The organism is Holdemania filiformis (assembly GCF_003459085.1).
In the GTDB taxonomy this organism is placed as follows: domain Bacteria; phylum Bacillota_I; class Bacilli_A; order Erysipelotrichales; family Erysipelotrichaceae; genus Holdemania; species Holdemania filiformis.
In genome coordinates this window covers 81,068-101,251 of the sequence record NZ_QRUP01000005.1, presented here as the reverse complement: position 1 = coordinate 101,251, position 20,184 = coordinate 81,068, and the positions used below count along the sequence as shown (strand labels likewise).

Sequence of the window (20,184 nt, the reverse complement as noted above, 5' to 3'; positions counted from 1 at the left end):
ATGGTCCTTTCCTTTCATTCGTTTGACGGCGGCCTATCCAGACGCCGGAAATCTGAATTCTTTTTCAAAAATTAACCTCCGGTTTAGGCAAAGGGTGTTAGTTCATCCCTATCTGCACTCATGAAATATCCGTTTATCAATTAAGCATAAAAAAACCCGGATCTGTTTTTTTCAAGATCCAGGTTCAATAATCCATTTTATATAGAATTCAAGCCTAAAGCAATCCGACACGCTTGAATATGTCGTCGACGTGCTTCAAATGATATGACGGATTGAAACAATCATCAATTTCAGCTTTGCTTAACAACGCCGTCACCTTCGGTTCCGCTTCCATTAACGAACGGAAATCAATCTTCTCATTCCAGGATTTATTCGCGTTCGGCTGGACCAGATCGTAGGCTTCCTCCCGCGACATTCCCTTTTCAATTAACGTCAGCATAAACCGCTGCGAGAAAATCACACCGTAAGTCTTATAGATGTTATCGCGCATATTGTCTTCAAAGACCGTCAGCGTATCAACGATCCGCGTAAACCGGTTCAGCATGTAGTCGAGCAGTTCCGTCGCATCCGGCGCGATGATCCGCTCAGCACTGGAATGCGAGATATCCCGCTCATGCCACAAAGCGACATCCTCGTAGCTGCTCATCATGTAGCCGCGTAAAATCCGGGCGCAGCCGCACATGTTTTCAGAACCGATCGGATTGTGCTTATGCGGCATCGCGCTGGAGCCCTTCTGTCCCTTGTTGAAGTATTCTTCCACTTCACGGACTTCTGTCCGCTGCAAATGACGGATTTCCGTCGCCATCTTTTCAATTGACGTCGCGATCAGCGCCAGCGTCGCGAAATACTGTGCATGCCGGTCGCGCTGCAGCACCTGCGTCGAAATCTTCGCCGAATGAATGCCCAGCTTTTCACAGACATAATCCTGAACGAACGGCGGGGTGTTGGCAAACGTACCGACGGCGCCGGATATCTTCCCGGTTTCCACCATCGCCGCCGCTTCCTCAAACCGCTGCAGGTTCCGGTTCATTTCTTCAAACCAGAGCGCAAATTTCAAGCCGAAAGTTGTGATTTCCGCATGCACGCCGTGAGTCCGGCCCATCATGACCGTATCTTTGTACCGCAGCGCTTTTTCCTTCAAAACATCCTGAAACCGATGCAGATCTTTCCGCAGAATTTCATTGGCCTGCTTATACAGATACCCATAAGCCGTATCGACGACATCGGTAGAGGTCAGGCCGTAATGAACCCACTTCCGTTCCTCGCCCAGCGATTCGGAAACCGCCCGGGTAAACGCCACGACGTCATGTTTGGTTTCACTTTCAATTTCATAGATCCGGTCGATGTCAAACGAGGCATTCTGCCACAGCTTCGCCACGTCTTCCGCCGGGATTTCCCCCAGCTGACTCCAGGCCTCGCATGCCAGCAGCTCGACCTTCAGCCACGCGCCAAACTTGCTTTCCTCGTTCCAGATCGCCCGCATTTCAGGGCGGGAATAACGGTCTAACATAGCTCTCCTCCTCTAGTTTATTTCTGTTTAATCACTTTTTGGAAACTGAACAGCGCGGTCGGATACTGCCCGCTGAAGCATGAAACGCACAGATCCTGCGTCGGGATCGCCTCGCGCATCTGTTCGATCGTCATGAATTTCAGCGTATCCGCGTTGATGTAGGTGCACAGTTCGTCAACATCCATCCGGGCGCTGATCAATTCTTCATACGTCGAAGTATCGACGCCGTAGAAGCATGGACTGCTGAATGGGGCAGAAGCGATCCGCACATGCACTTCCGTCGCTCCGGCATCCTTTAACAGCTTGACAATCCGGCGGGATGTCGTGCCGCGCACGATGGAATCGTCAACCATGACGACGCGCTTGCCGCTGACAATGCTGCTGATCGCGCTCAGCTTCATGCGCACGCCGCGTTCACGCTGCTTCTGCGTCGGCTGAATGAAGGTCCGGCCGACATAGCGGTTTTTGATCAAGCCGATTTCATACGGCAGACCGCTGGCTTCGCTGTAGCCGATCGCGGCTGACAGACTGGAATCCGGCACACCGATGACGATATCCGCTTCGACGTCGTCGCTCTTGGCCAGAAGCATCCCCGCATGACGACGGCTGGTATGGACGTTGATGCCCTCGATGCTGCTGTCCGGGCGGGCAAAATAAATGTATTCCATCGCGCACATTTTGTGCTGAACTTGATCTGTATAATGAAAGCTCTTGACGCCGTCGCTGGCGATTCTTACGACTTCGCCCGGTTCGATATCCCGGATAAACTTCGCGCCGACGATATCAAAGGCGCAGGTTTCCGAGCTGATGCAGTAGCCATCCTCAAGGAACGCCAGGGACAGCGGCCGCAGACCATTCTTATCGCGGACTGCGTACATGCAGTCCTTGGTCATGATGATGAACGCGTATGCCCCTTCCATCTTACGGCAGGCGCCCATGATCTTCTCGACGAACGTTCCCGCTTCCCGCTGGATCAGGTGCAGCATGATTTCGCTGTCGCTGCTGCCCTGGAAAATGCTGCCCAGATTCTCCAGCTCTTCTTTCAATTCGCTGGCGTTGACGATCTGACCGTTATGCACCGCCCCAAAATGACCGGTATGCGCGCGGACCATGATCGGCTGCACGTTTTCGATCTCATTGCCGCCGTCGGTCGAGTACCGGACATGACCGATCGCATGAATGCCGTCCATCTTGTTGATCGTTTCGGTATTGAAGACCTCCGTGATCAGACCCTTGCCCTTGATGCACTTGATGTTCTGACCGTCGCTGGTCGCAATCCCGGCAGCCTCCTGGCCGCGATGCTGCAGCGCGTGCAGACCGAAGTAGGACAGCGAAGCGGCCGAGCTGACATGATACACGCCGAACACGCCGCATTCCTCATGAATCTTACCGTTTAAAAAATATTCGTTTTCCATTTTCATTTTGTATTCACCCACTGGCTCAAACGCCCGTATATCTCCTCATAAGCGCCGATGACGTCGCCCATATCTCTTCTAAAACGATCCTTATCCAATTTCTTATCCGTGCCCTTTTCCCAGAAGCGGCAGGTATCCGGCGAAATTTCATCCGCCAACAGCACGCGTCCGGTGCTGTCCTTCCCGAATTCCAGCTTGAAGTCGATCAGGCGGATGCCGATCTGATCCAAGATTTCCTTTAGCGCTTCATTGACCTGCGCGGTGATCTCGTAGATCTGGTCCAGTTCCTCGCGCGTCGCCAGTCCCAGGCCGACCGCATGGGTGTCGTTGATCATCGGATCGCCCAGCTCGTCGTTCTTATAACAAATTTCATAAACCGGCGTTTTCAGTTCTGTCCCCTCGTCAATTCCAAATTTCTTCGCCATGCTTCCGGCGACGACGTTGCGGACGATGACCTCCAGGGGAACGATTCTGACTTTCTTGCACAGCTGATCGCGATCATTCAACGTTTCGATCCAATGCGTCGCAATCCCGCGGCGATTCAGCTCATTAAATAAAATCGTCGTGATCTTGTTGTTGAGCACGCCTTTGTTGCGGATGCTGTCCTTCTTCAATCCGTTAAACGCCGTTGCGTCATCCTTATAATGGATGATTACCCGGTCCGGATCGTCGGTGGCATAGACCTGTTTGGCCTTGCCCTCGTACATCATTTCCTGCTTTTCCATTCGCTATCCTTCCTTTTCTCTCAATTGACCTTTCCAAAATAAAAAACATATTGTATCCACAATATGCACTGAAAAACTCCTAGAATGAAGTCTGCGCCTGATTCGGTCCTTTCTTCATAAAGAGTTCCTCCTTTAGGGTCACTCGGCATTCACCTTGACTGCTCATTTATAAAAATGGGGGAAAAGGTTACTTGTAGTCCACACATAGGCCAGTGGGTAGATACGTGTCAGCCGAAATTTGACACCTATACAAGTAATGCAAATCTGACTGCTATCAGATTTACAGGTATATAATACACTTCTTCCCCTTGCTTGACAATGATTTTTTAAGCTTTTTTCAGCTTTTCAGGATTGTTTTTCGCTCAGCTCCATCCAGCGCTCCGTTTTGCTTTCCAGCTCGCTTTCCGCCGCCTCCCGCCGCTCGCTCAGAACCTTAAGCTGAGCATAGTCCGACGTGTCGCTGAGTTGAACATCCAGCTCCTGAATTTTCTGTTCCAGCGCCGGCAGCCGGGCCTCGATTTCATCCAGCTCTTTCTTTTCCATATAGGTCAGCCGGTTAACTTTCGGCTTGACGCGGACCGGCGTTTCCCGCGGTTTAGCCTGTTCCGCTTCCGCCTGCTGCTCCAGATAATCAGTATAGCTCAGGTTGCTGAAGCTCAAATGTCCCTGGCCTTCATAGATCAAAAGCCGGTCGCAGGTGCGGTCGAGAAAATAGCGGTCATGACTGACGGAAAGCACCGCCCCGCCGAAATCATCGAGATATTCTTCCAGAAGCATCAGCGTCGGAATATCCAGGTCGTTGGTTGGTTCGTCCAAAAGCAAGACGTTCGGCGCTTTCATCAGGATTCCCAGTAAACCGAGCCGGCGTTTCTGGCCGCCGGAGCATTTGCCGATCGGCTGCCATTGCTGCTTCGGATCGAATAAAAACCGCTGCAGCATTTGCGAAGCGCTCATCTGTCCGTCCGGCGTGTCGATCACCTCGCCGATCGCGCGGACGTAATCAATAATGCGCTGATCGGGATCCATTTCTTCCAGCTCCTGGGAAAAATAGCCGATCCGCACCGTTTCCCCGATGATGATCTTCCCGGCGTCAGGCTGCAGCTGCCCTACAAGCAGCTTCATCAACGTACTTTTGCCGCAGCCGTTAGGGCCGATAATGCCTAAGCGCTCGTGCCGGCGAACGATGTAGCTGAAATCCGTGATCAGCGGCTGACCGTTGATCGCCTTGGACAGATTGCGGATCTCGATCGTCGTATTGCCTAAACGGGAACTCAGGGAGCCGAGCTTAAGCTGATCAGGATCCTGAATCCGTTCTATCGCGCTGAGCTTTTCAAAACGTTCGATCCGTTCCCGGCTCTTGGTCGAGCGGGCCATCGCCCCGCGCTGAATCCACTGGGCTTCTTTGCGCAGATACGCCAGCCGCTTGCGCTCGCTGGCCCGGGCCATTTCCTCACGCTGCGCTTTCAGCTGTAAAAAGCCGGAGTAATTTGTCTGATAGGCATAAACATGCCCCGACTCCACCTCCAGAATTGCGTTGGTGACGCGGTCGAGAAAATAACGGTCATGCGTGACCATCAGCATCGCTTTATTCGATTTGATCAGCCGCTTTTCCAGCCACAGAATCATCTGTTGGTCAAGATGATTGGTCGGCTCGTCCAGGATCAACAGGTCGCAGGGACGGATCAAGGCGCAGGCCAGCGCGACGCGGCGGCGCTGACCGCCGGAACACGTTCCCACCTTCTGACTCATGTCGTTCATTTTTAACTGGGTCAGGATCGATTTGGCTTCATATTCCTGAACCTCGTCTTTTTTCTCCGCGCTCTCCAGCACGGTTTCCAAAATGGTTTTCTCCGGATCCAGCTGCGGCTGCTGCACCAGACAGGAAATCTTTTTGCCCGGTACCAGCGTAACCGTTCCTTCATCCGGAGTTTCAAGGCCGGCAATTAAGCGCAGCAGCGTCGATTTCCCGGCGCCGTTGACGCCGACGATGCCCCATTTTTCTTTTTCATTAATGACCAGGCTGACATGATCCAGAACCGGATCTGCGCCATAATTTTTAACCAGATTGTCTGCCGAACAAATCAATCGCTCCGCCTCCCTTCCTTATTTCAGACCTGCGCTGCACACCGCTTCGGCCTGTTCGCCGACAACGACCGCAAACACCGCACCGTCGTTTAAAATGCAGGCATGTTCCAGCTTATCCGCTTCTTCCGGAAAATAATTGGCATTCTGCTGCTGCATTGCCGCTAGACTGGATTCGATCACCTTTCGCGCTTCGTCCGGATGGCTGACCTCAAACACCGCAATCTGATCGGCACGGGTATCCGCCGCCATTTTCATCTGCTGATCGAGCACTTCGTCCGGAGCGAAGAAATAAAACGCGTCGATCTGATCGGTGTCCACATCGACCAGCGTTTGTTCAGGATCTGCTTTCCGGCTCAGCTGCTCCATCACTTCCGCCACGCTCTTCGCGTTCGGCTTGGCCGGGCTCTGGCAGCCTGTGATCAACAGCGCTGTCAGGATCAATACACTCCATTTTTTCATTGTTGCTCCCTTCCTCCACATGTGTTTTGATATAATCTTGATAAATTTTGAAACCGGCGGTATTCAAATGCACGCCATCGTCCGTCAGTTCCGCGCGCAGATCGCCGTTTTCATCCGTGAACAGCGGCGCCGGGTCAAGCAGATAGACTCGTTTTTCCTGCGCCAGTTCTGTAAAAATCGCATTGTATTCAGCGATTCTTTCCGGTGTAACCTCTTTTTCACGGGCATAACCTTTGGCGCTGCAAGGATAAATTTTTTGAAGCAGCAGCACGGCGTCCGGCTGGATTTCGCGCAGTCCGTCAATCAAGCTGCCCAGCTTCTGTTTGAAAACTGAGCTGTATTCCCATCCCAGTTCGTTGTAGCCGACGATCAGAACCAAACGCCGGTAAGGTTTATTTTCCAAGGCTTCCCATACGGTCTGTTTCTCAGTTCCTTCCCCAATCACCTTTTTGATCTGCCACTGGTTGATCGACAAGCCGATCGAAGCCAGGACGTCCGACTGCGGAAATACCTCGTAGTCAAAAACGCCAACAGCCCGCGAATCGCCTAAAAACGCCGTATCGGAAAAGAATTCATCCGAGACCGGCGCGGTCTCCGCCAACGGCTGGCTGTAATCAAATTCCGTGATTGTTCTATAACAAAGACACCCTTTCGGCGTCGTGTTTTCTTTCAAAACGGCGGAAGAATCCACCGGTTGTCCAGCACAGCCGGTTAAACAGAACGACAGGAGTAAACTCAAGCTTTTTTTCATCTCATTCACCTGCCTTCTCTATTTTACAACCTTTTGAACGAAGTGCAATTCTTCTTTCATGAAAGAATGTGGAATTCGCTTACTTTCAAAGGAAGGAAATATTTTCCGGTCCGATCGCCCGGCATTTTTATTTCCACATAAAATAGAATGGTGAGTTTAAAATGAAAAAAGGATCTATTCAAACAGATCCTCACTTTCGCTTTCCGTATAGTCCGGCAGTTCCGGCAGCTCATTAAGGCTGACCAGCTTGAAGCTGTCCATAAATTCCTCGGTCACTTCAAACAGAATCGGCCGTCCGGGAGCTTCTGAACGTCCCGCTTCCCGGATCAGTCCCCGCGCCTGCAGCTTACGCAGCATCATATCGCAGCCCACGCCGCGGATTTCTTCAATTTCCACCCGGGTAATCGGCTGCTTGTAGGCAATAATCGCCAAGGTTTCCAGCGCCGATTGCGACAGCGCCGTGTTTTTGGCGTTCGCGAACAGCTTCTGCGCGTAAGGATGAATTAAAGCCTTGGAGACAAATTTGAATACTCCGCCGTAATCAACGACCTCAATCCCGCGCTGATCCTCTGCGTACATCCGCTGTAAATCCTCGAGCACCCGCCGCGCCTCGCTTTCGCTGATATCCAGCACCGCCGCGCATTGCGGCAGCGTCAGACCTTCGTCGCCGACGATAAACAACAAACCCTCGACGATCGTCAACGCTTGATTTTCCATGGTTAAGCTCCCCTCCTAAACCAGATCGTATCCGCATCGTCGACAGTAAAATACAACTGATGCGTATGCGCCATATCCAGAATCGCCAGAAATGTGACGATCGTTTCATGAATTTCATGACAGTCTTCCAAAAGCCGTTCAAAGCTGAACGTTTCCGGTAAATCCGCTAACCGCGCCGTGATCTGCAGGATCCGATCCTCAACGGAAATTTCCTTCGCCGTATATTTTGTTTCAATCGGTCTTAACAGCTGCATCCGGCGCAGACATTTTGTCATCGCTTTCGCCAGTTCATACGGACTGCCCTGCACGGGTTGGTTTTCGTTGGCTTTGATCCATTCCTCCGATTCGATGGAAATCGGCTTGGTTATTTGACGCTGCCGGTCCAGATACAGCTGTTTGAGCTGTTCGCTGATCTCCTTGAACTGTTGATATTCCAATAACCGGCGGACTAAGCGGTCTTTCGGATCTTCCTCATAGGCGTCGTTGAGTTCCGCCTCCTGCTTCGGCAAGAGCTTCTTGCTTTTGTATTCAATCAGCGTCGCCAGCTCGACGAGGTATTCGCTGCATACTTCCAGATGCATTTCTTCCATCTTATTTAAATACAAAAGATACTGTTCTGTCAGAACATGGATATCCAGATCAAACAGATCCAGCTCCTTTTCCTTGATCAGATGCAGCATCAGATCGAGCGGTCCTTCAAACTGATCCACGGCGACTGTAAACGACACAAAAAACCACCTCTTGTTTCTCATTATAACAAAAAGTGGCTTTCAGCACTAGATTTTATTTCTTATCCATCGTGAAGTTGCCTAAGAACAGCCGCTTGAATTCTTTTCCGTTGAACGGAATGAGCGGATATAGATAGGGAAAAGGACCGACCTGGGTTTGTAAAAGCAGAATCAGATGGATCAGGATTCCGATCAAAAAGCCGCGGTAACCGCCGATCACCACCATCACGATCAGCGCCAGACGCACAATTTTATTCGCCATCGACAACTCATAGCCCGCGGTTACGAAATTACCGATGTTGACAATTGCCGTCATGATCAGAATCTCCTGCGTATAGGCTCCGTAGGCAATCGGCGCGTCGCCCAGCACAAACACCGCGACGATGCCCAAAAGGCTGGAAAGCATCAACGGCGAATGAATCAGGGAGAGCCGGATCCACTCGATCAAAAGATCCGCGATCAAAACCTGCACGCCGAAAGTAATCGGCCCGGGGATTTCGGGCAGCGGCAGGTTCAGGCGCGTCGGATTCTGCTGCATGACCAGCACCATCCATAAGGGCAAAAGATAAATCGAACAGAACACGCCGGCCAGTCGGATCGCCCGCATGACCAGCGAGATCACCGGCGTCTGGGTATATTCCTCAATCTGCTTGGTCTGTTCAAAGAAGGTTGTCGGCAGGATCACCGCCGAAGGACAGTTGTCAACCAGAATGATCAGCGAACCTTGAAGCAGATGAATCGCCGCGATGTCAGGCCGTTCGGTATAGCGCACGTGCGGATAGGGATTCCACGTCTGTCCATACATCAGCTCGCACAGCTGGCGTTCGCTGGTCACCTCCGCATTGACCGGCAGATGATCGATCCGATTTTGAAAATCGTGAAGAATCGAGGGATGGATCAGATCGCTGATGTATAAAACAAAGATATCGGTCTTCGTCCGGCTGCCTTTCTGATAGGCTTTCGTCACCAGCTTGGGATCACGGATCCGCCGCCGCACCATCCCCAAATCCAGCATGATATGCTCGATGAAGCCGTCGCGGGCGCCGCGGACGCTCTTTTCAACCGTCGGCTCGCTCGGCCCGCGGGTCGGATAGGAACGCGTGTCGACGATAAACGCGTACGCGCTGCCTTCCAGAATGACCAAAGTCTGGCCCTGCAGGATCTTATCGAGCGCGTCCTCCAGACTTCCCGCCTGTGTTACCGTCGCTGGAAAGAATGCCAGATTGCCCTTGTCGAAGACCAGACTTTCAACGATCGGTTCAATGGAGGTCGTACCGGTCACCCCGCCGACGAACACCAGCAGGCATTGCCGGTCGTTGACGTTGACCGAACGGATCGTCAGGTCGAAACAGTCGGTCGCCTGCCGCAGCCAGTCAACGTTCTTCCAGGCTTCCGCTGAAAACGGGGTCTTCCCGGTCATAGCTTCGGCTTAAAGATCAGCGCCGCTAAAAATGCAAAGTAGATCGCGCTGGTAATCCCAGCCGCCGTCAGATCCAGCATCCCCAACGGAATCCCTAATAAGCCTTGCTGCGCCACTCCATCCATAACAGAATGCATCAGCGAATGGCCGAAGCTGGTGATCGGCAGCAATGCGCCGGCATGGCCGAATTCAACAAGCTTATCATAGAGATTAAAGAAATCAAGGAACGCGCCGAGCACAACGAACAAGCTCGTAATGTGCCCGGGCGTCAGATTGGTATTATCATAAATCAGCTGTCCGGCCAGACAAATCAAGCCGCACACGACAAACGCGCCGAAATATTCCATCATCATTCACCGACCGTCCCTTCATACACGATGGCGTGCGCAATGCACGGGATCGACTCCTTCTGCTGCACGATCACCGTTGAAAGCAGCGCGCCGGTTGCGACCACCATGATCTTATGCAGCGCTTTCGTTCTTAATAGATCGAACAAATAGGCGATCGTCACCACCGCGCTGCATGCGCAGCCGCTGCCGCCGGCAAACACTTCCTGATGTTCGCGGTCATAGATCAGAAGACCGCAGTCGATCAATTTATCATGCGGATCCATGCCCTTCTGCTTGAACAGATCGATCAGCATGCTTCGGCCGATTTTGGACAAATCACCGGTGACGATCAGATCATAGTCGTCAAAACTCGTCCCGGTGTTCTCAAAATGCCGGCAGATCGTATCGAAGGCGGCCGGAGCCATCGCGCTGCCCATGTCATTAGGATTGGTGAACTGCCAGTCGAGAATCCGGCCCAGCGTGGCCTGCGTCAAACGGATCGGCGTCTTTTCATGTTGGAAGATCATCGCCCCCGCCCCGGTGACCGTATAGGTCGTTGTTTCCGGCTTCTGCACACCGTATTCATTCGGATAGCGGAACTGTCGTTCAGCCGTCGCGTTGTGCGAACTGGTTAAGCCCAGCACCCGTTCGGCGTGACCGCTGTCGATCCACATCGCGGCGTTGGCGGCGATCAGCGTGGAATTGGAACAGGCACCGTATAAGCCGATAAACGGTATTTCGAGGTCGCGGGCAAAATAGTGGCTGGTCCCCAGCTGGTTGAGCAGATCACCGCCCAGGATCAGATCAAGATCACTGGTTTTACATCCCTGTGCCCGCAGTGCATGATCGCAGGCTTCGGACATCAGCCGCCGCTCAGCCTGTTCATAGGTTTTCTCTTCGCAATAAATATCGTCGAACAGCTTGTCAATTTTATCCTTTAACGGACCCTGAGCTTCCATCGGACCCGCCGCCGTTCCGCAGCCGCCGACAAAGACAGATTGAAAATGCAGCGTCTTCATAACAGCGACACCACCCATCGCAGCAAGCCCAGCGTATACGCCGCGGCGATGCCGTAAGTCAATACGGATCCGGCCAGCTTGAACATCGTGCTGCCGATGCCGTAGATCGGTCCTTCACTGCGGCCTTCCATGGCGCAGGATGTCAGCGAATTGGCGAAACCGGAAATCGGGATAAACAGACCGGCCCCGCATTTCTGCGCGAGCTTATCGTAAATGCCCAGTCCTGTCAGCAGCGCCGTAACAAACACGACGGTGATGACCATCGGCCCGGCTGCGGCCTTGGCGTCTAAGCCCAGCAGCTGTTGATACATCGTTAAAAGACCCTGTCCGATGATCCCCATCACCCCGCCGCTGACAAACGCCCACAGCGCCTTGCCTAACGTTCCCTTTTTCGGTGCGGTCCGCTTGGACGCTTCTTTATAGCCTTGTGTACTCATCAAGATTCCTCCTGTCTATCCGCTAGTATGGACAGGATTTTTCCGAACAAACATCAAGACCGCAAAAACCCGGCAGACTTCATTATTCAGTTAAAACGGAGGAAAAATAGAAAAGGCGGCAGACGCCGCCGGTGATATTTTCTTTTCGCTGATATTAGTCGCCTGTCCGATGGGATTGCGCTGAATAGTCCTCAGTTTGATTAAAACCGGAAACGATTTCTTTTTTTAACTGTTCCAGTTGTTGAAGACTGATCTTGGTACAGAGCTGGATGAGCTGATCATTACAATGATTTCTCAGCATTTCCTTTGCGGTTTCTAATCGTTGCTTTTCGATGCCTTGTTCAATACCTTCTGCCAAGCCTTCCCGTTTGCCTTCAAAGCGCAGCTGCGCCATGTCCATCATCCGCCGGTTATGCTCAAACGCCGCATCCCGCATCGCCGGATCACTGCTCATTCGCTTCATTACGCTGTCCGCCTCCTTAAAGATTTCATCCTCTTCCACTAACCGGGCAGCCACCGAATCACTGTGTTCCTCGTCATACCGTTTGAGAAACCAGCACCACTTTTCCGCCCGGCTCAGTTCTTCATAGCTATGATTCATCTGAATTATCTTCTTCATCTCTATGATAACCACCGAGATCAGATTTGTCAAGATGTCATGATCCAGGATCTCCGCTAACTGATAGACATGAATCGCTTTCTCCGGCTGATCTGCCTTCGCCGGAAAGTCGAAGTCCAGCAGAAACAGCTGATCCACCGGCGTCAACGCGGTATACGCCAGGCCTTTGTTATCCGGCCGGTTGACAAGCGTCGCAGCGTAATAAGCGCTGCGGTTGGGAATCTCCATCTTGTTGGAGCCGCACTGCATCTCGAAATCGATCAGCCGATCCGGCGTTAAGCGGGCGCAGATATCCAGACGGATATCCTTGGCCTGGAAGCCTTCGGTCAACAGCTCCGTAGAAGTCAGATCGACCTTGTCCACGACATAATCCCGAATACTTTCGGTCAGATCCTTCACCAGCCGTTTTCCAATCTCCGGATCATAGGTCATCAGGGATTTGAACACAAAGTCATTCGTACAGCGCAGCTTGTAGTTGGATGGAGCCTGAGGTTTGGAACGTTGCTTTTTCGCTTTTATTAAAGTCATAGGTTTTATCCCTCCCTTATACCTATTGCGCTTTTTTGCGAAAAGCCCCGCTATTTCTTCATTTTTCATCATTTTTTCACAGAATGAAGACTCTTTCCAACACAAAAAAAAGCGAACAACAAGCTCTTTTGTCCGCTTATATCCTCAGATTTCTTGTTTTACAAGTTTAGTCGGTAATCACATCGACGTTTAACTGAACGCGTTTCCCCAGCCGCACCAGTTCTACGCCCGCTGCATTGAGCATCTTCTTGGAAGCGATGACGTTATCCGCCGCCGCATACTTATCGTCTTCATAGACGATTTTACGGATCCCGCTCTGGATGATCGCCTTGGCGCACTCATTGCAGGGAAACAGCGACACGTACAGCGTGCAGCCGTGCAGATCGCGCGTGCTGTTGAGAATCGCATTCAATTCGGCATGAACGACGAATGCATACTTCGTTTCCAACATACCGCCTTCCCGATCCCATGGAAATTCATCGTCAGAGCAGCCGATCGGCAGACCATTATAACCGATTCCGACCACCTTGTGCTCCTGATCGACGATCACTGCGCCGACCTGGGTTGAAGGATCCTTCGACCGCATCGCCGACAGATGAGCCAGGCCCATAAAATACTCGTCCCAGCTTAAAACATGTTCTCGCTTCATCGTTCATTTCCTCCTAAAGTGACGAACCCACGTAAGTTTCGACCATCTTCTTGCTTAAATGATCGCCGTAGAAGTCCAGATGCAGATCTTTCAGCATCTCCACCACCATCCGGTCCGTTCCCGGATAGATCGTATCCAGCTCCCGAGCCTGCGGCTGAACCGTCTTCAGGCCAAGGAACACAACGGCTACGCACAACGCCACCATCGTATTCTTACGCAGCTGCGCCCACGAATCATTGCGGGTCAGCACGACGCTGATCAACAAGCCGCCGACAAAGCCGCCGAAATGCGCGGCCAGCGAAACACCCGGCATCAGACTGATCATCAGGTTGATCATCAGGATCAAAAGGAACTGCGTGCGCAGCTGCGGCTGAAACAGAATCCGCGTCTGAATGCCGTACACCAGAAACGCCGCCAACAGACCGTACAGTCCGCCGCTGATGCCCATCGCCACAACGTTGCCGCTGCCTAAGAAGACAAACGCCGAGCCGAATAAAATCGAACCGAACAGAATGATCAGATAATTCCGCACGCCCATCAGCTTTTCACAAAGCATCCCCATGTTGTAAAGCGCCATCATGTTCATCAACAGATGCCACAGATCGACGTGAACAAACGCGCTCGTCAGCCAGCGCCAGTACTCGTGGGCGCCCACAACAAACGCTTTATAGTAGCCGCCTAACAAAATCGCGACGGAAACGCTCACTTCCCCTGAGCCGCCCAATTCCCTGAACATCCAGGAGAACACCACGCTTAACAAATAAATGACAAGGCAGATGCCCATCAGAATCATCGTCGCTTTCGGCGGCGCCAGCGGTGATTTTGCCTGCGGACTCTGCGCGCGCTGCCGCTGCAGCTCAGCCAGTTTCTGGGTGATCTTATTGTATTCCTGCTGCGGATCCTGGATCGGCTGAACCGCGTGGTCCAGCCCCGGGAAGACTGCCGTCAGCTGCGGGTCGGATACCGTCTGCGGCGAAATCGTCACCAGATCGATCTGTTCCTCCTGATCCTGCACCGCTTCATCGCTGATATGAATATCCAGCAGATCACAGTTGCGGCGGAATAAATTCCGGATCGACTGATGGATCTTCAAAATCCGCGTCTTATCGAAAAACACCGTGCTCAAACGGGTTTGCGACAGCCGGATGACCGGGTATTCCGGATGCTTGGGATTCCCCAGCCAGATCTCGTCCTGCGCCTCGCGCAGAGAGATAAACTGATATTGGCAGACGGATATAAAGTAATACGCCAGCTGCAGCAGCTGCACGTCTTTTTCAGTACAATTCATAGCCCGCTCCTCTCCTGGCGCAGCTGTGTTAACAGCGCTTCAAATTCCGGCGGCAGCGGCGCTTCAAACGTCATCCGCTCGCCGGTGGAAGGATGGGTAAACGACAGCTGGTAAGCATGGAGCATCTGGCCCTGCGTCGGCAGCGTCTTGCGCAGCGAATACTTCGGATCGCCAACGATTGGAAAGCCGATATACTGCATGTGTACACGAATCTGATGCGTGCGCCCGGTTTCCAGGCGGCAGCTGACCAGCGTGTAGTTGTCAAACCGCTCCACAACCTTGAAATGTGTAATGGCCGGCCGGGAGTTTTTCTCCGTAACCGCCATTTTCTGACGATCCTTCTCATCCCGCCCGATCGGCGCGTCGATCGTTCCGTATTCGTGATTGATCGCGCCGTGCACCAGCGCGTAATATTGCCGGCCTGCGGTTTTTTCCGCCAGCTGCTTCGCCAGCGACTGATGTGCATTGTCATTCTTGCAGGCGACAATCAGCCCGCTGGTATCCTTATCAATCCGATGCACAATCCCCGGCCGCAGCACGCCGTTGATCCCCGAAAGATCATGGCAGTGCCAAAGCAGACCGTTGACCAGCGTATGATCCGGATTGCCCGGTCCCGGATGGACGACTAAGCCCTTCGGCTTGTTGATGACGATCACGTCGTGATCCTCATACACGACATTCAGCGCCATTTCCTGCGGCTGCGCTTCCAGCGCTTCCTCCTCCGGCAGCGTGACCTCGATCTCGTCCCCGGCTTTCACCTTATAGCTGTTCTTGACCGGCAGGTCGTCGATCCGCACAGCTTCCTCGTCGATCAGCTGCTGCGCGCGGCTGCGCGAACAATCGTCCATCGCTGTGCTTAAATACTTATCCAGGCGCACGCCCTGGTCTTGTTCCTCAACGATCAAAATGCGTGTTTCCATTACTGTTTCTCTCCTTCCGGCCGGATCAGCGTGATCAGGATCAGCAGTCCGACGCCGACGCACAGCGCCATGTCCGCTACATTAAAAATCGGAAAATCATATCCGAAGATGATAAAATCAAGAAAATCCCGGACATAGTGAAACGCCACGCGGTCGATCAGATTGCCCAGCGCACCGCCGATCACCAGCACCGTCGCCAGCCGCGTCCATGTCTCTTTCTTGTCCGTCTTCCATAAATACCAGGAGAAGCCAACGACGGCTACGGTGGTGATGATGTAGAAAAACATCATCTTCCCCTCGAGCAGACTCCAGGCCGCGCCGGTATTCTGCGCGTAAGTAATATTGAAAAAACCACGGATGACCGGGATGCTCTGGCCGAGCGTCATCGTCGACTGCACCCAGAACTTCGTCAGCATATCCAGCGCCAGCACCCCTGCCAGCAAGAGTATTTCTTTTAATTTCATAACTTCCACCATTTTCTATAACGCTAGTATTGTATCATACGCCGAACGGTTTTTCAAAGCCTACACTTGCGCGCCTTTGTCGTGTTTTTCAAAGAGAATCAACGCTTTTTTTCAATCGCCCGCTCCCACAGCCGGACGTGCACCTGATCGCCGGGTTGTTTGCCGATCTGAGCGCGGATATCCTTGCGGATGCCGAGAATGTGTCCGGGCGTGCCCATCCGCACCAAACTGCCCTGATAGGGGATACCGTCAAACTCGGCGAAAACCGCGGCGCGGCCGCGGCCGAATTCAGTCCGCACATCCCAGGGAAATTCAATATATGCCCCGTCCAGCCCTTCAACTTTCCGGATTACGGCATCAAATTCATAGATTTTTGGATTCAATTTCATCACCTTCCCGTAACTTAGTCTGGCTCTCAATCTCGCGGATCACCCGAATTACAGCGAAACTTCCTCCACCACCAAAGAAAACCGCCGTTCAGCGGTTTCTTTGATTTTACTTCAACTCGAACCAGCGCTAAAACCTGAGCCTAAGCGCAGCGCACACCAAACTGAATCAGCCGGGCCCGCGCCTGTTCCAGATCACGGTTGACGTCTGCCGGATCATGAGCGTCGCTGGCCGTAACGACCCGATTGCCCACCTCGGCCAGAAGGGTCAGCCACAGATCGGACAAGCCGAAATCCGGATGGGCGTAGCGCCAATGACAGCCGGTGTTGCATTCCAGCGCGATCCCCCGCAGCTTCGCTTCCTCAGCGATCTCACGAATCCTTCCCGGATCCATGACCGCCTTGGCAGACGCCATTTTCACGGTATCGGGATGTCCGATCTGATCGAACAGCCCGCTTTGCACAGACTGCAGCACGCAGTCCAGATAGCGGTCAACGACGGTCTGATGCTCGTATTTCTGCCATAACAGCGGCTGGGAAAATGGCATGTCGTACAACAGACCGTCAATCGAATGAACACTGCCCACCAGAAAATCCAGCGGCAGCTCACGGCAGATTTCCCGCAGAAACAACTCGCTTTCCGGCGTGTAGCAGACCTCCAGACCAAACCGGACCTCCAGCGGCCAGACGCGCTGCTTCAGCTGCCGGACCAGCTCCAGATAGTCCGTTAAAGAATCTTTGAATTTTCCTTTTCCGCTCAGCCATTGCGCCTGCAGCGGATCGGCTTCGATCACGCTTTGGTAGGCCGGCCGGAATTCACGGAAGCGGTGGGTATGGTCCAGGATCTGCAGACAGTCCAGTCCGGCTTTCTGCGCCGCCGAGACAAATTGTTCAACATAGGCCGCGCTTAAAGGTCCGTGTTCCAAATGCACATGTCCGTCGATTCTTTGCATCCTGACCGCCTCCCGCCAAAGTTCTTAATATTCTTTCTTCTCTACGATTTTAACAGAGCAGATCCAGGAAATCAACAAACTGGCAAGAAATGCAGCGGCAATTCCGCCGATCAATATCGGCAGCGTAATCCAATCCGTGCCGATATTCAACATCTTTAACAACGCCGCCCCGCCGTAAGTGATCCCAAAGATTACCACGATCACCATCATCATCATCATCCGGCTTTTTTCCGCGCCGTATTTATAAATCAGCGGGATTAAGACGAAGTCGATGATGCAGGCCGCCATCGAGATGAGAATTCCCGTGACAAACTGTTCAGCAAGGCTGACTCCCGGCTGCAGCGCGGCGAACAGCACGGACACCAGTCCGTTAAACACCACCGCCAGCACGCCCAGCAGAAGCAGAAACAGATATTTGGAAGCGACCAGCTTTCTGCGGCTGACCGGCAGCGTTGCGGCGAAGCTGTCCCAATGCGCCAGATCATCGTAGCTGAACGAGGAGATAACCAGCGACACGACGAGCAGCGAAATCATCGCGCCGATGACTGAAAAGCCGTCGATCGCCATCATTGAAGCGATAAAAACGATCGCCATCAGCGTCAGCACGCGGACAAATTCAGAGACGACAAACAAGTCCTTCAACAATAAGCCTTTCATTACCGTAATTCTCCTTTCACCATGCAAAGCATAATTTCTTCCAGCGTCGCCGCTTCGACATTCAGCTTGCCAAACGCCTGCCGGACTTCCTCGCGGTTGCGGACTAATCCCTGACAGGTTAAACTCTGCGGCACGATCGCCAGCAGCGAATCGGAATCAATCTTTTCAATCTCCGAACGCGCCCCCTTGACAATCCCATATTCGTCATGCAGGACATCCTTCGGCAGCGAAAACTGCAGCCGGCCCTGATGGATAAACGTCACCCTGTCGGCAATCTTTTCAATGTCCGTTGTGATGTGGCTGGAAAACAAAATCGAATGCGTTTCATCCTGAATAAAGTCGTAAAACAAATCGAGCATCTCGTCGCGGACGATCGGATCCAGGCCGCTGGTCGGTTCGTCGAGGATCAGCAGGCGGGCGTTGTGCGAGAGCGCGGCGATGATCGACAGCTTCATTTTCATGCCGGTCGAAAATGTCTTGATCTTCTTGTTCAGCGGCAGCCCGAAGCGTTCGCACAGCTGCAGAAACTTCGTTCTTTCCCACTCAGGATAAATGCCGGACAGTATTTGTTCAACGCGTTTGACCGTCAGCGGATCGTGGAAGTGACAGCCGTCCAGCACGACGCCGATCTGCCCGCGTTCCCGTTCGCTTAACTGCTCGAACGGCTTGCCAAAAATACGAACTTCGCCGTCGTGGCGGATTAAGCCGAGAATTGATTTGATCGTCGTCGTCTTGCCCGCGCCGTTCTCACCGATGAAGCCCATGACTTCGCCCGGATTCAGCTGCAGACAAAGATCATTTAATTCAAAACCGGAATATTGCTTGTGCAGATGTTCTATTGATAAAATGGCGTCCATGATTACTCCTCCTTATACAGCAGGGTCAGAATCTCAATCATTTCATCCAGGGAAATCTCGCTTAAGCGCGCCAGATTCACCGCAGTGAGCAGCTGCTGCTCGATCCGGCGGTAATTCTCCTCGCGGATCAGCTCCACATTGCGCGCCGCCACATAGCTGCCCTTACCGCTTTGCGTTACGATGAAGCCTTCACGTTCAAGTTCTTCATAGGCTCGCTTGGTTGTGATCACGCTGATCCTTAACTCCTTGGCCAAGATTCGCATTGAAGGCAGGGCGTCCCCTTCCTTTAACGCGCCGTTAAGAATCAGATTTTTGATCTGGGCGGTAATTTGTTCATACAACGGCTTGTCGCTCGTGTTGCTGATAAAGATTTCCATGCCGTCACCCTTTCTTACTGTATATATACAGTATATACGCTATATTCATTCTGTCAAGTCTCTTAACATAAAGAAAAAACAAAAATAATTTTACGATTTACCGAAAATCTGTCTCATTCAGAGTCAGAGTCATGATTTTATGCCTGGGATATTCATGTTTAAAGGATCCAGCTATCCTGATGCAAAATTACAACCGGGATCATTCCAATCCTACGTTTGAGGAATGAGCGCTGACTCTGCCGAGAAGAACAGCGAAATTTCAAAATTGAATATTCTCAATGAACGTCCTTCTTTCATTGCTTTTTGAACGAGGATTAACAGAAAAATGGAAGCCTTGTCGAACGCTGGCTTCCATCCTTCTTTGATTTCCGTTTTTCGTATTTAGAACGCTGCGGTAAACAGCGCCTTTTCTTCCAGCTCATACGGCTGGTAGCGAGCCTGCGTCTTGTCGATCTGATGGTTTGACACTTCCGCTTCATAACCCGCATCCAGGATCCGCTTCAGCTGCTCTTTCACCTGCGAGCTTTCCGCATTGCCCAGCGTCAGCTGCCGCAGCGCCAGCACCTCGTCCTGACTTGAGATCAGCGCCAGCGTCACCGGCATTCCCGTCTGAGCCAGAATGGCATCCGCGCTTTCGCTTTCCTGAATCACAAACGGCAGATCCGAGGTTTCCAGCACGTCATCGATGTTGACGGTAAAAAACACGACGGTATCCAATGGCAGAAATGCCAGCCGGCCGGGATTCCGGCGGAAGGCCTTGATTTCCTCATCCTGCCACACGGCGTCTTTGATCAAGATCAGCCACTGATCCTCCACAAAATCGATCATCACGCCTTCTTCAATATGGAACGGACAATGCGTTCCGACTTCCAGTTTCATGGTTTGACTTCC

At 52.4% G+C, this 20,184-nt stretch carries 22 protein-coding genes and 1 riboswitch; all 22 genes read right to left on the bottom strand.

The features are described 5' to 3' along the window. Nucleotides 1-214: 214 nt before the first annotated feature. The 22 genes from purB to DWY25_RS05705 all read right to left on the bottom strand — a co-directional run bounded on the left by purB (nt 215) and on the right by DWY25_RS05705 (nt 20,172). Nucleotides 215-1,510, bottom strand: a complete 1,296-nt coding sequence (gene purB / locus DWY25_RS05815) for an adenylosuccinate lyase (protein ID WP_039865099.1) — start codon at nt 1,508-1,510, stop codon at nt 215-217. 17 nt (nt 1,511-1,527) lie between these two features. Further along, the gene (gene purF / locus DWY25_RS05810) at nt 1,528-2,931 is read right to left on the bottom strand and encodes an amidophosphoribosyltransferase (protein ID WP_117894448.1); all 1,404 of its coding nucleotides are present in this window, start codon (nt 2,929-2,931) and stop codon (nt 1,528-1,530) included. Beyond that, entirely contained in the window at nt 2,928-3,650 is a 723-nt protein-coding gene (purC, locus tag DWY25_RS05805) for a phosphoribosylaminoimidazolesuccinocarboxamide synthase (RefSeq protein WP_117894447.1), read from the bottom strand. Before purC ends, purF begins: the two co-directional genes overlap by 4 nt. Before the next feature lie 174 nt (nt 3,651-3,824). Next, nucleotides 3,825-3,923, bottom strand: a riboswitch (purine riboswitch). A gap of 72 nt (nt 3,924-3,995) precedes the next feature. Further along, nucleotides 3,996-5,735, bottom strand: a complete 1,740-nt coding sequence (locus tag DWY25_RS05800; protein WP_117894446.1) for an ABC-F family ATP-binding cassette domain-containing protein — start codon at nt 5,733-5,735, stop codon at nt 3,996-3,998. A gap of 334 nt (nt 5,736-6,069) precedes the next feature. After that, nucleotides 6,070-6,945, bottom strand: coding sequence for a GDSL-type esterase/lipase family protein (locus tag DWY25_RS05790; RefSeq protein WP_117894444.1), 876 nt, complete (start codon nt 6,943-6,945; stop codon nt 6,070-6,072). Between the two features lie 174 nt (nt 6,946-7,119). Continuing rightward, entirely contained in the window at nt 7,120-7,662 is a 543-nt protein-coding gene (scpB, locus tag DWY25_RS05785) for an SMC-Scp complex subunit ScpB (protein WP_117894443.1), read from the bottom strand. A gap of 2 nt (nt 7,663-7,664) precedes the next feature. Continuing rightward, nucleotides 7,665-8,390: a segregation and condensation protein A gene (locus DWY25_RS05780; protein ID WP_039865097.1), complete on the bottom strand. Its 726-nt coding sequence runs from the start codon at nt 8,388-8,390 to the stop codon at nt 7,665-7,667. Between the two features lie 55 nt (nt 8,391-8,445). Next, the gene (locus DWY25_RS05775) at nt 8,446-9,810 is read right to left on the bottom strand and encodes a spore germination protein (protein WP_117894442.1); all 1,365 of its coding nucleotides are present in this window, start codon (nt 9,808-9,810) and stop codon (nt 8,446-8,448) included. Continuing rightward, complete coding sequence (gene spoVAE, locus DWY25_RS05770) at nt 9,807-10,163, bottom strand: stage V sporulation protein AE (protein ID WP_420809863.1); 357 nt, start codon at nt 10,161-10,163, stop codon at nt 9,807-9,809. Before spoVAE ends, DWY25_RS05775 begins: the two co-directional genes overlap by 4 nt. Then, nucleotides 10,160-11,158 carry a stage V sporulation protein AD gene (gene spoVAD / locus DWY25_RS05765; RefSeq protein WP_006060614.1) on the bottom strand — a complete coding sequence of 333 codons (999 nt, stop codon included), beginning with the start codon at nt 11,156-11,158 and terminating at the stop codon, nt 10,160-10,162. The genes spoVAE and spoVAD overlap by 4 nt, the downstream gene beginning before the upstream one ends. Next, nucleotides 11,155-11,595, bottom strand: a complete 441-nt coding sequence (locus DWY25_RS05760) for a SpoVA/SpoVAEb family sporulation membrane protein (RefSeq protein WP_117894441.1) — start codon at nt 11,593-11,595, stop codon at nt 11,155-11,157. Before DWY25_RS05760 ends, spoVAD begins: the two co-directional genes overlap by 4 nt. 154 nt (nt 11,596-11,749) lie before the next feature. Continuing rightward, the gene (locus tag DWY25_RS05755) at nt 11,750-12,742 is read right to left on the bottom strand and encodes an Rpn family recombination-promoting nuclease/putative transposase (protein ID WP_181981714.1); all 993 of its coding nucleotides are present in this window, start codon (nt 12,740-12,742) and stop codon (nt 11,750-11,752) included. A 166-nt stretch (nt 12,743-12,908) separates the two neighbouring features. Beyond that, nucleotides 12,909-13,391 carry a deoxycytidylate deaminase gene (locus DWY25_RS05750; RefSeq protein WP_006059173.1) on the bottom strand — a complete coding sequence of 161 codons (483 nt, stop codon included), beginning with the start codon at nt 13,389-13,391 and terminating at the stop codon, nt 12,909-12,911. A gap of 13 nt (nt 13,392-13,404) precedes the next feature. Next, nucleotides 13,405-14,679, bottom strand: coding sequence for a rhomboid family intramembrane serine protease (locus DWY25_RS05745; protein ID WP_117894439.1), 1,275 nt, complete (start codon nt 14,677-14,679; stop codon nt 13,405-13,407). Further along, nucleotides 14,676-15,599, bottom strand: a complete 924-nt coding sequence (locus tag DWY25_RS05740; RefSeq protein WP_117894438.1) for an RluA family pseudouridine synthase — start codon at nt 15,597-15,599, stop codon at nt 14,676-14,678. Before DWY25_RS05740 ends, DWY25_RS05745 begins: the two co-directional genes overlap by 4 nt. Then, nucleotides 15,599-16,063, bottom strand: coding sequence for a signal peptidase II (lspA, locus tag DWY25_RS05735; RefSeq protein ID WP_117894437.1), 465 nt, complete (start codon nt 16,061-16,063; stop codon nt 15,599-15,601). The genes DWY25_RS05740 and lspA overlap by 1 nt, the downstream gene beginning before the upstream one ends. Before the next feature lie 98 nt (nt 16,064-16,161). Then, nucleotides 16,162-16,452: a DUF1905 domain-containing protein gene (locus tag DWY25_RS05730; RefSeq protein WP_117894436.1), complete on the bottom strand. Its 291-nt coding sequence runs from the start codon at nt 16,450-16,452 to the stop codon at nt 16,162-16,164. Nucleotides 16,453-16,592: 140 nt separating this feature from the next. Beyond that, nucleotides 16,593-17,402 (bottom strand): PHP domain-containing protein, encoded by an 810-nt coding sequence (locus tag DWY25_RS05725; RefSeq protein WP_117894435.1) that lies wholly within the window; start codon nt 17,400-17,402, stop codon nt 16,593-16,595. A gap of 24 nt (nt 17,403-17,426) precedes the next feature. After that, on the bottom strand, nt 17,427-18,059 hold the full coding sequence (locus DWY25_RS05720; RefSeq protein ID WP_117894434.1) for an ABC-2 transporter permease: 633 nt from the start codon (nt 18,057-18,059) through the stop codon (nt 17,427-17,429). Continuing rightward, nucleotides 18,059-18,916: an ABC transporter ATP-binding protein gene (locus DWY25_RS05715; protein WP_117894433.1), complete on the bottom strand. Its 858-nt coding sequence runs from the start codon at nt 18,914-18,916 to the stop codon at nt 18,059-18,061. The genes DWY25_RS05720 and DWY25_RS05715 overlap by 1 nt, the downstream gene beginning before the upstream one ends. Before the next feature lie 2 nt (nt 18,917-18,918). After that, the gene (locus tag DWY25_RS05710; protein WP_117894432.1) at nt 18,919-19,293 is read right to left on the bottom strand and encodes a GntR family transcriptional regulator; all 375 of its coding nucleotides are present in this window, start codon (nt 19,291-19,293) and stop codon (nt 18,919-18,921) included. Nucleotides 19,294-19,674: 381 nt separating this feature from the next. Next, nucleotides 19,675-20,172, bottom strand: a complete 498-nt coding sequence (locus tag DWY25_RS05705) for a hypothetical protein (protein ID WP_117894431.1) — start codon at nt 20,170-20,172, stop codon at nt 19,675-19,677. Between the last annotated feature and the right edge of the window lie 12 nt (nt 20,173-20,184).

Excerpts from the sequence above, each read along its gene's own strand:
- purB (WP_039865099.1), bottom strand. The coding sequence starts at position 1,510 with ATGTTAGACCGTTATTCCCGCCCTGAAATGCGGGCGATCTGGAACGAG.
- purF (WP_117894448.1), bottom strand. The coding sequence starts at position 2,931 with ATGAAAATGGAAAACGAATATTTTTTAAACGGTAAGATTCATGAGGAA.
- purC (WP_117894447.1), bottom strand. The coding sequence starts at position 3,650 with ATGGAAAAGCAGGAAATGATGTACGAGGGCAAGGCCAAACAGGTCTAT.
- DWY25_RS05790 (WP_117894444.1), bottom strand. The coding sequence starts at position 6,945 with ATGAAAAAAAGCTTGAGTTTACTCCTGTCGTTCTGTTTAACCGGCTGT.
- scpB (WP_117894443.1), bottom strand. The coding sequence starts at position 7,662 with ATGGAAAATCAAGCGTTGACGATCGTCGAGGGTTTGTTGTTTATCGTC.
- DWY25_RS05775 (WP_117894442.1), bottom strand. The coding sequence starts at position 9,810 with ATGACCGGGAAGACCCCGTTTTCAGCGGAAGCCTGGAAGAACGTTGAC.
- spoVAE (WP_420809863.1), bottom strand. The coding sequence starts at position 10,163 with ATGATGATGGAATATTTCGGCGCGTTTGTCGTGTGCGGCTTGATTTGT.
- spoVAD (WP_006060614.1), bottom strand. The coding sequence starts at position 11,158 with ATGAAGACGCTGCATTTTCAATCTGTCTTTGTCGGCGGCTGCGGAACG.
- DWY25_RS05760 (WP_117894441.1), bottom strand. The coding sequence starts at position 11,595 with ATGAGTACACAAGGCTATAAAGAAGCGTCCAAGCGGACCGCACCGAAA.
- DWY25_RS05755 (WP_181981714.1), bottom strand. The coding sequence starts at position 12,742 with ATGACTTTAATAAAAGCGAAAAAGCAACGTTCCAAACCTCAGGCTCCA.
- DWY25_RS05750 (WP_006059173.1), bottom strand. The coding sequence starts at position 13,391 with ATGAAGCGAGAACATGTTTTAAGCTGGGACGAGTATTTTATGGGCCTG.
- DWY25_RS05745 (WP_117894439.1), bottom strand. The coding sequence starts at position 14,679 with ATGAATTGTACTGAAAAAGACGTGCAGCTGCTGCAGCTGGCGTATTAC.
- DWY25_RS05740 (WP_117894438.1), bottom strand. The coding sequence starts at position 15,599 with ATGGAAACACGCATTTTGATCGTTGAGGAACAAGACCAGGGCGTGCGC.
- lspA (WP_117894437.1), bottom strand. The coding sequence starts at position 16,063 with ATGAAATTAAAAGAAATACTCTTGCTGGCAGGGGTGCTGGCGCTGGAT.
- DWY25_RS05730 (WP_117894436.1), bottom strand. The coding sequence starts at position 16,452 with ATGAAATTGAATCCAAAAATCTATGAATTTGATGCCGTAATCCGGAAA.
- DWY25_RS05725 (WP_117894435.1), bottom strand. The coding sequence starts at position 17,402 with ATGCAAAGAATCGACGGACATGTGCATTTGGAACACGGACCTTTAAGC.
- DWY25_RS05720 (WP_117894434.1), bottom strand. The coding sequence starts at position 18,059 with ATGAAAGGCTTATTGTTGAAGGACTTGTTTGTCGTCTCTGAATTTGTC.
- DWY25_RS05715 (WP_117894433.1), bottom strand. The coding sequence starts at position 18,916 with ATGGACGCCATTTTATCAATAGAACATCTGCACAAGCAATATTCCGGT.
- DWY25_RS05710 (WP_117894432.1), bottom strand. The coding sequence starts at position 19,293 with ATGGAAATCTTTATCAGCAACACGAGCGACAAGCCGTTGTATGAACAA.
- DWY25_RS05705 (WP_117894431.1), bottom strand. The coding sequence starts at position 20,172 with ATGAAACTGGAAGTCGGAACGCATTGTCCGTTCCATATTGAAGAAGGC.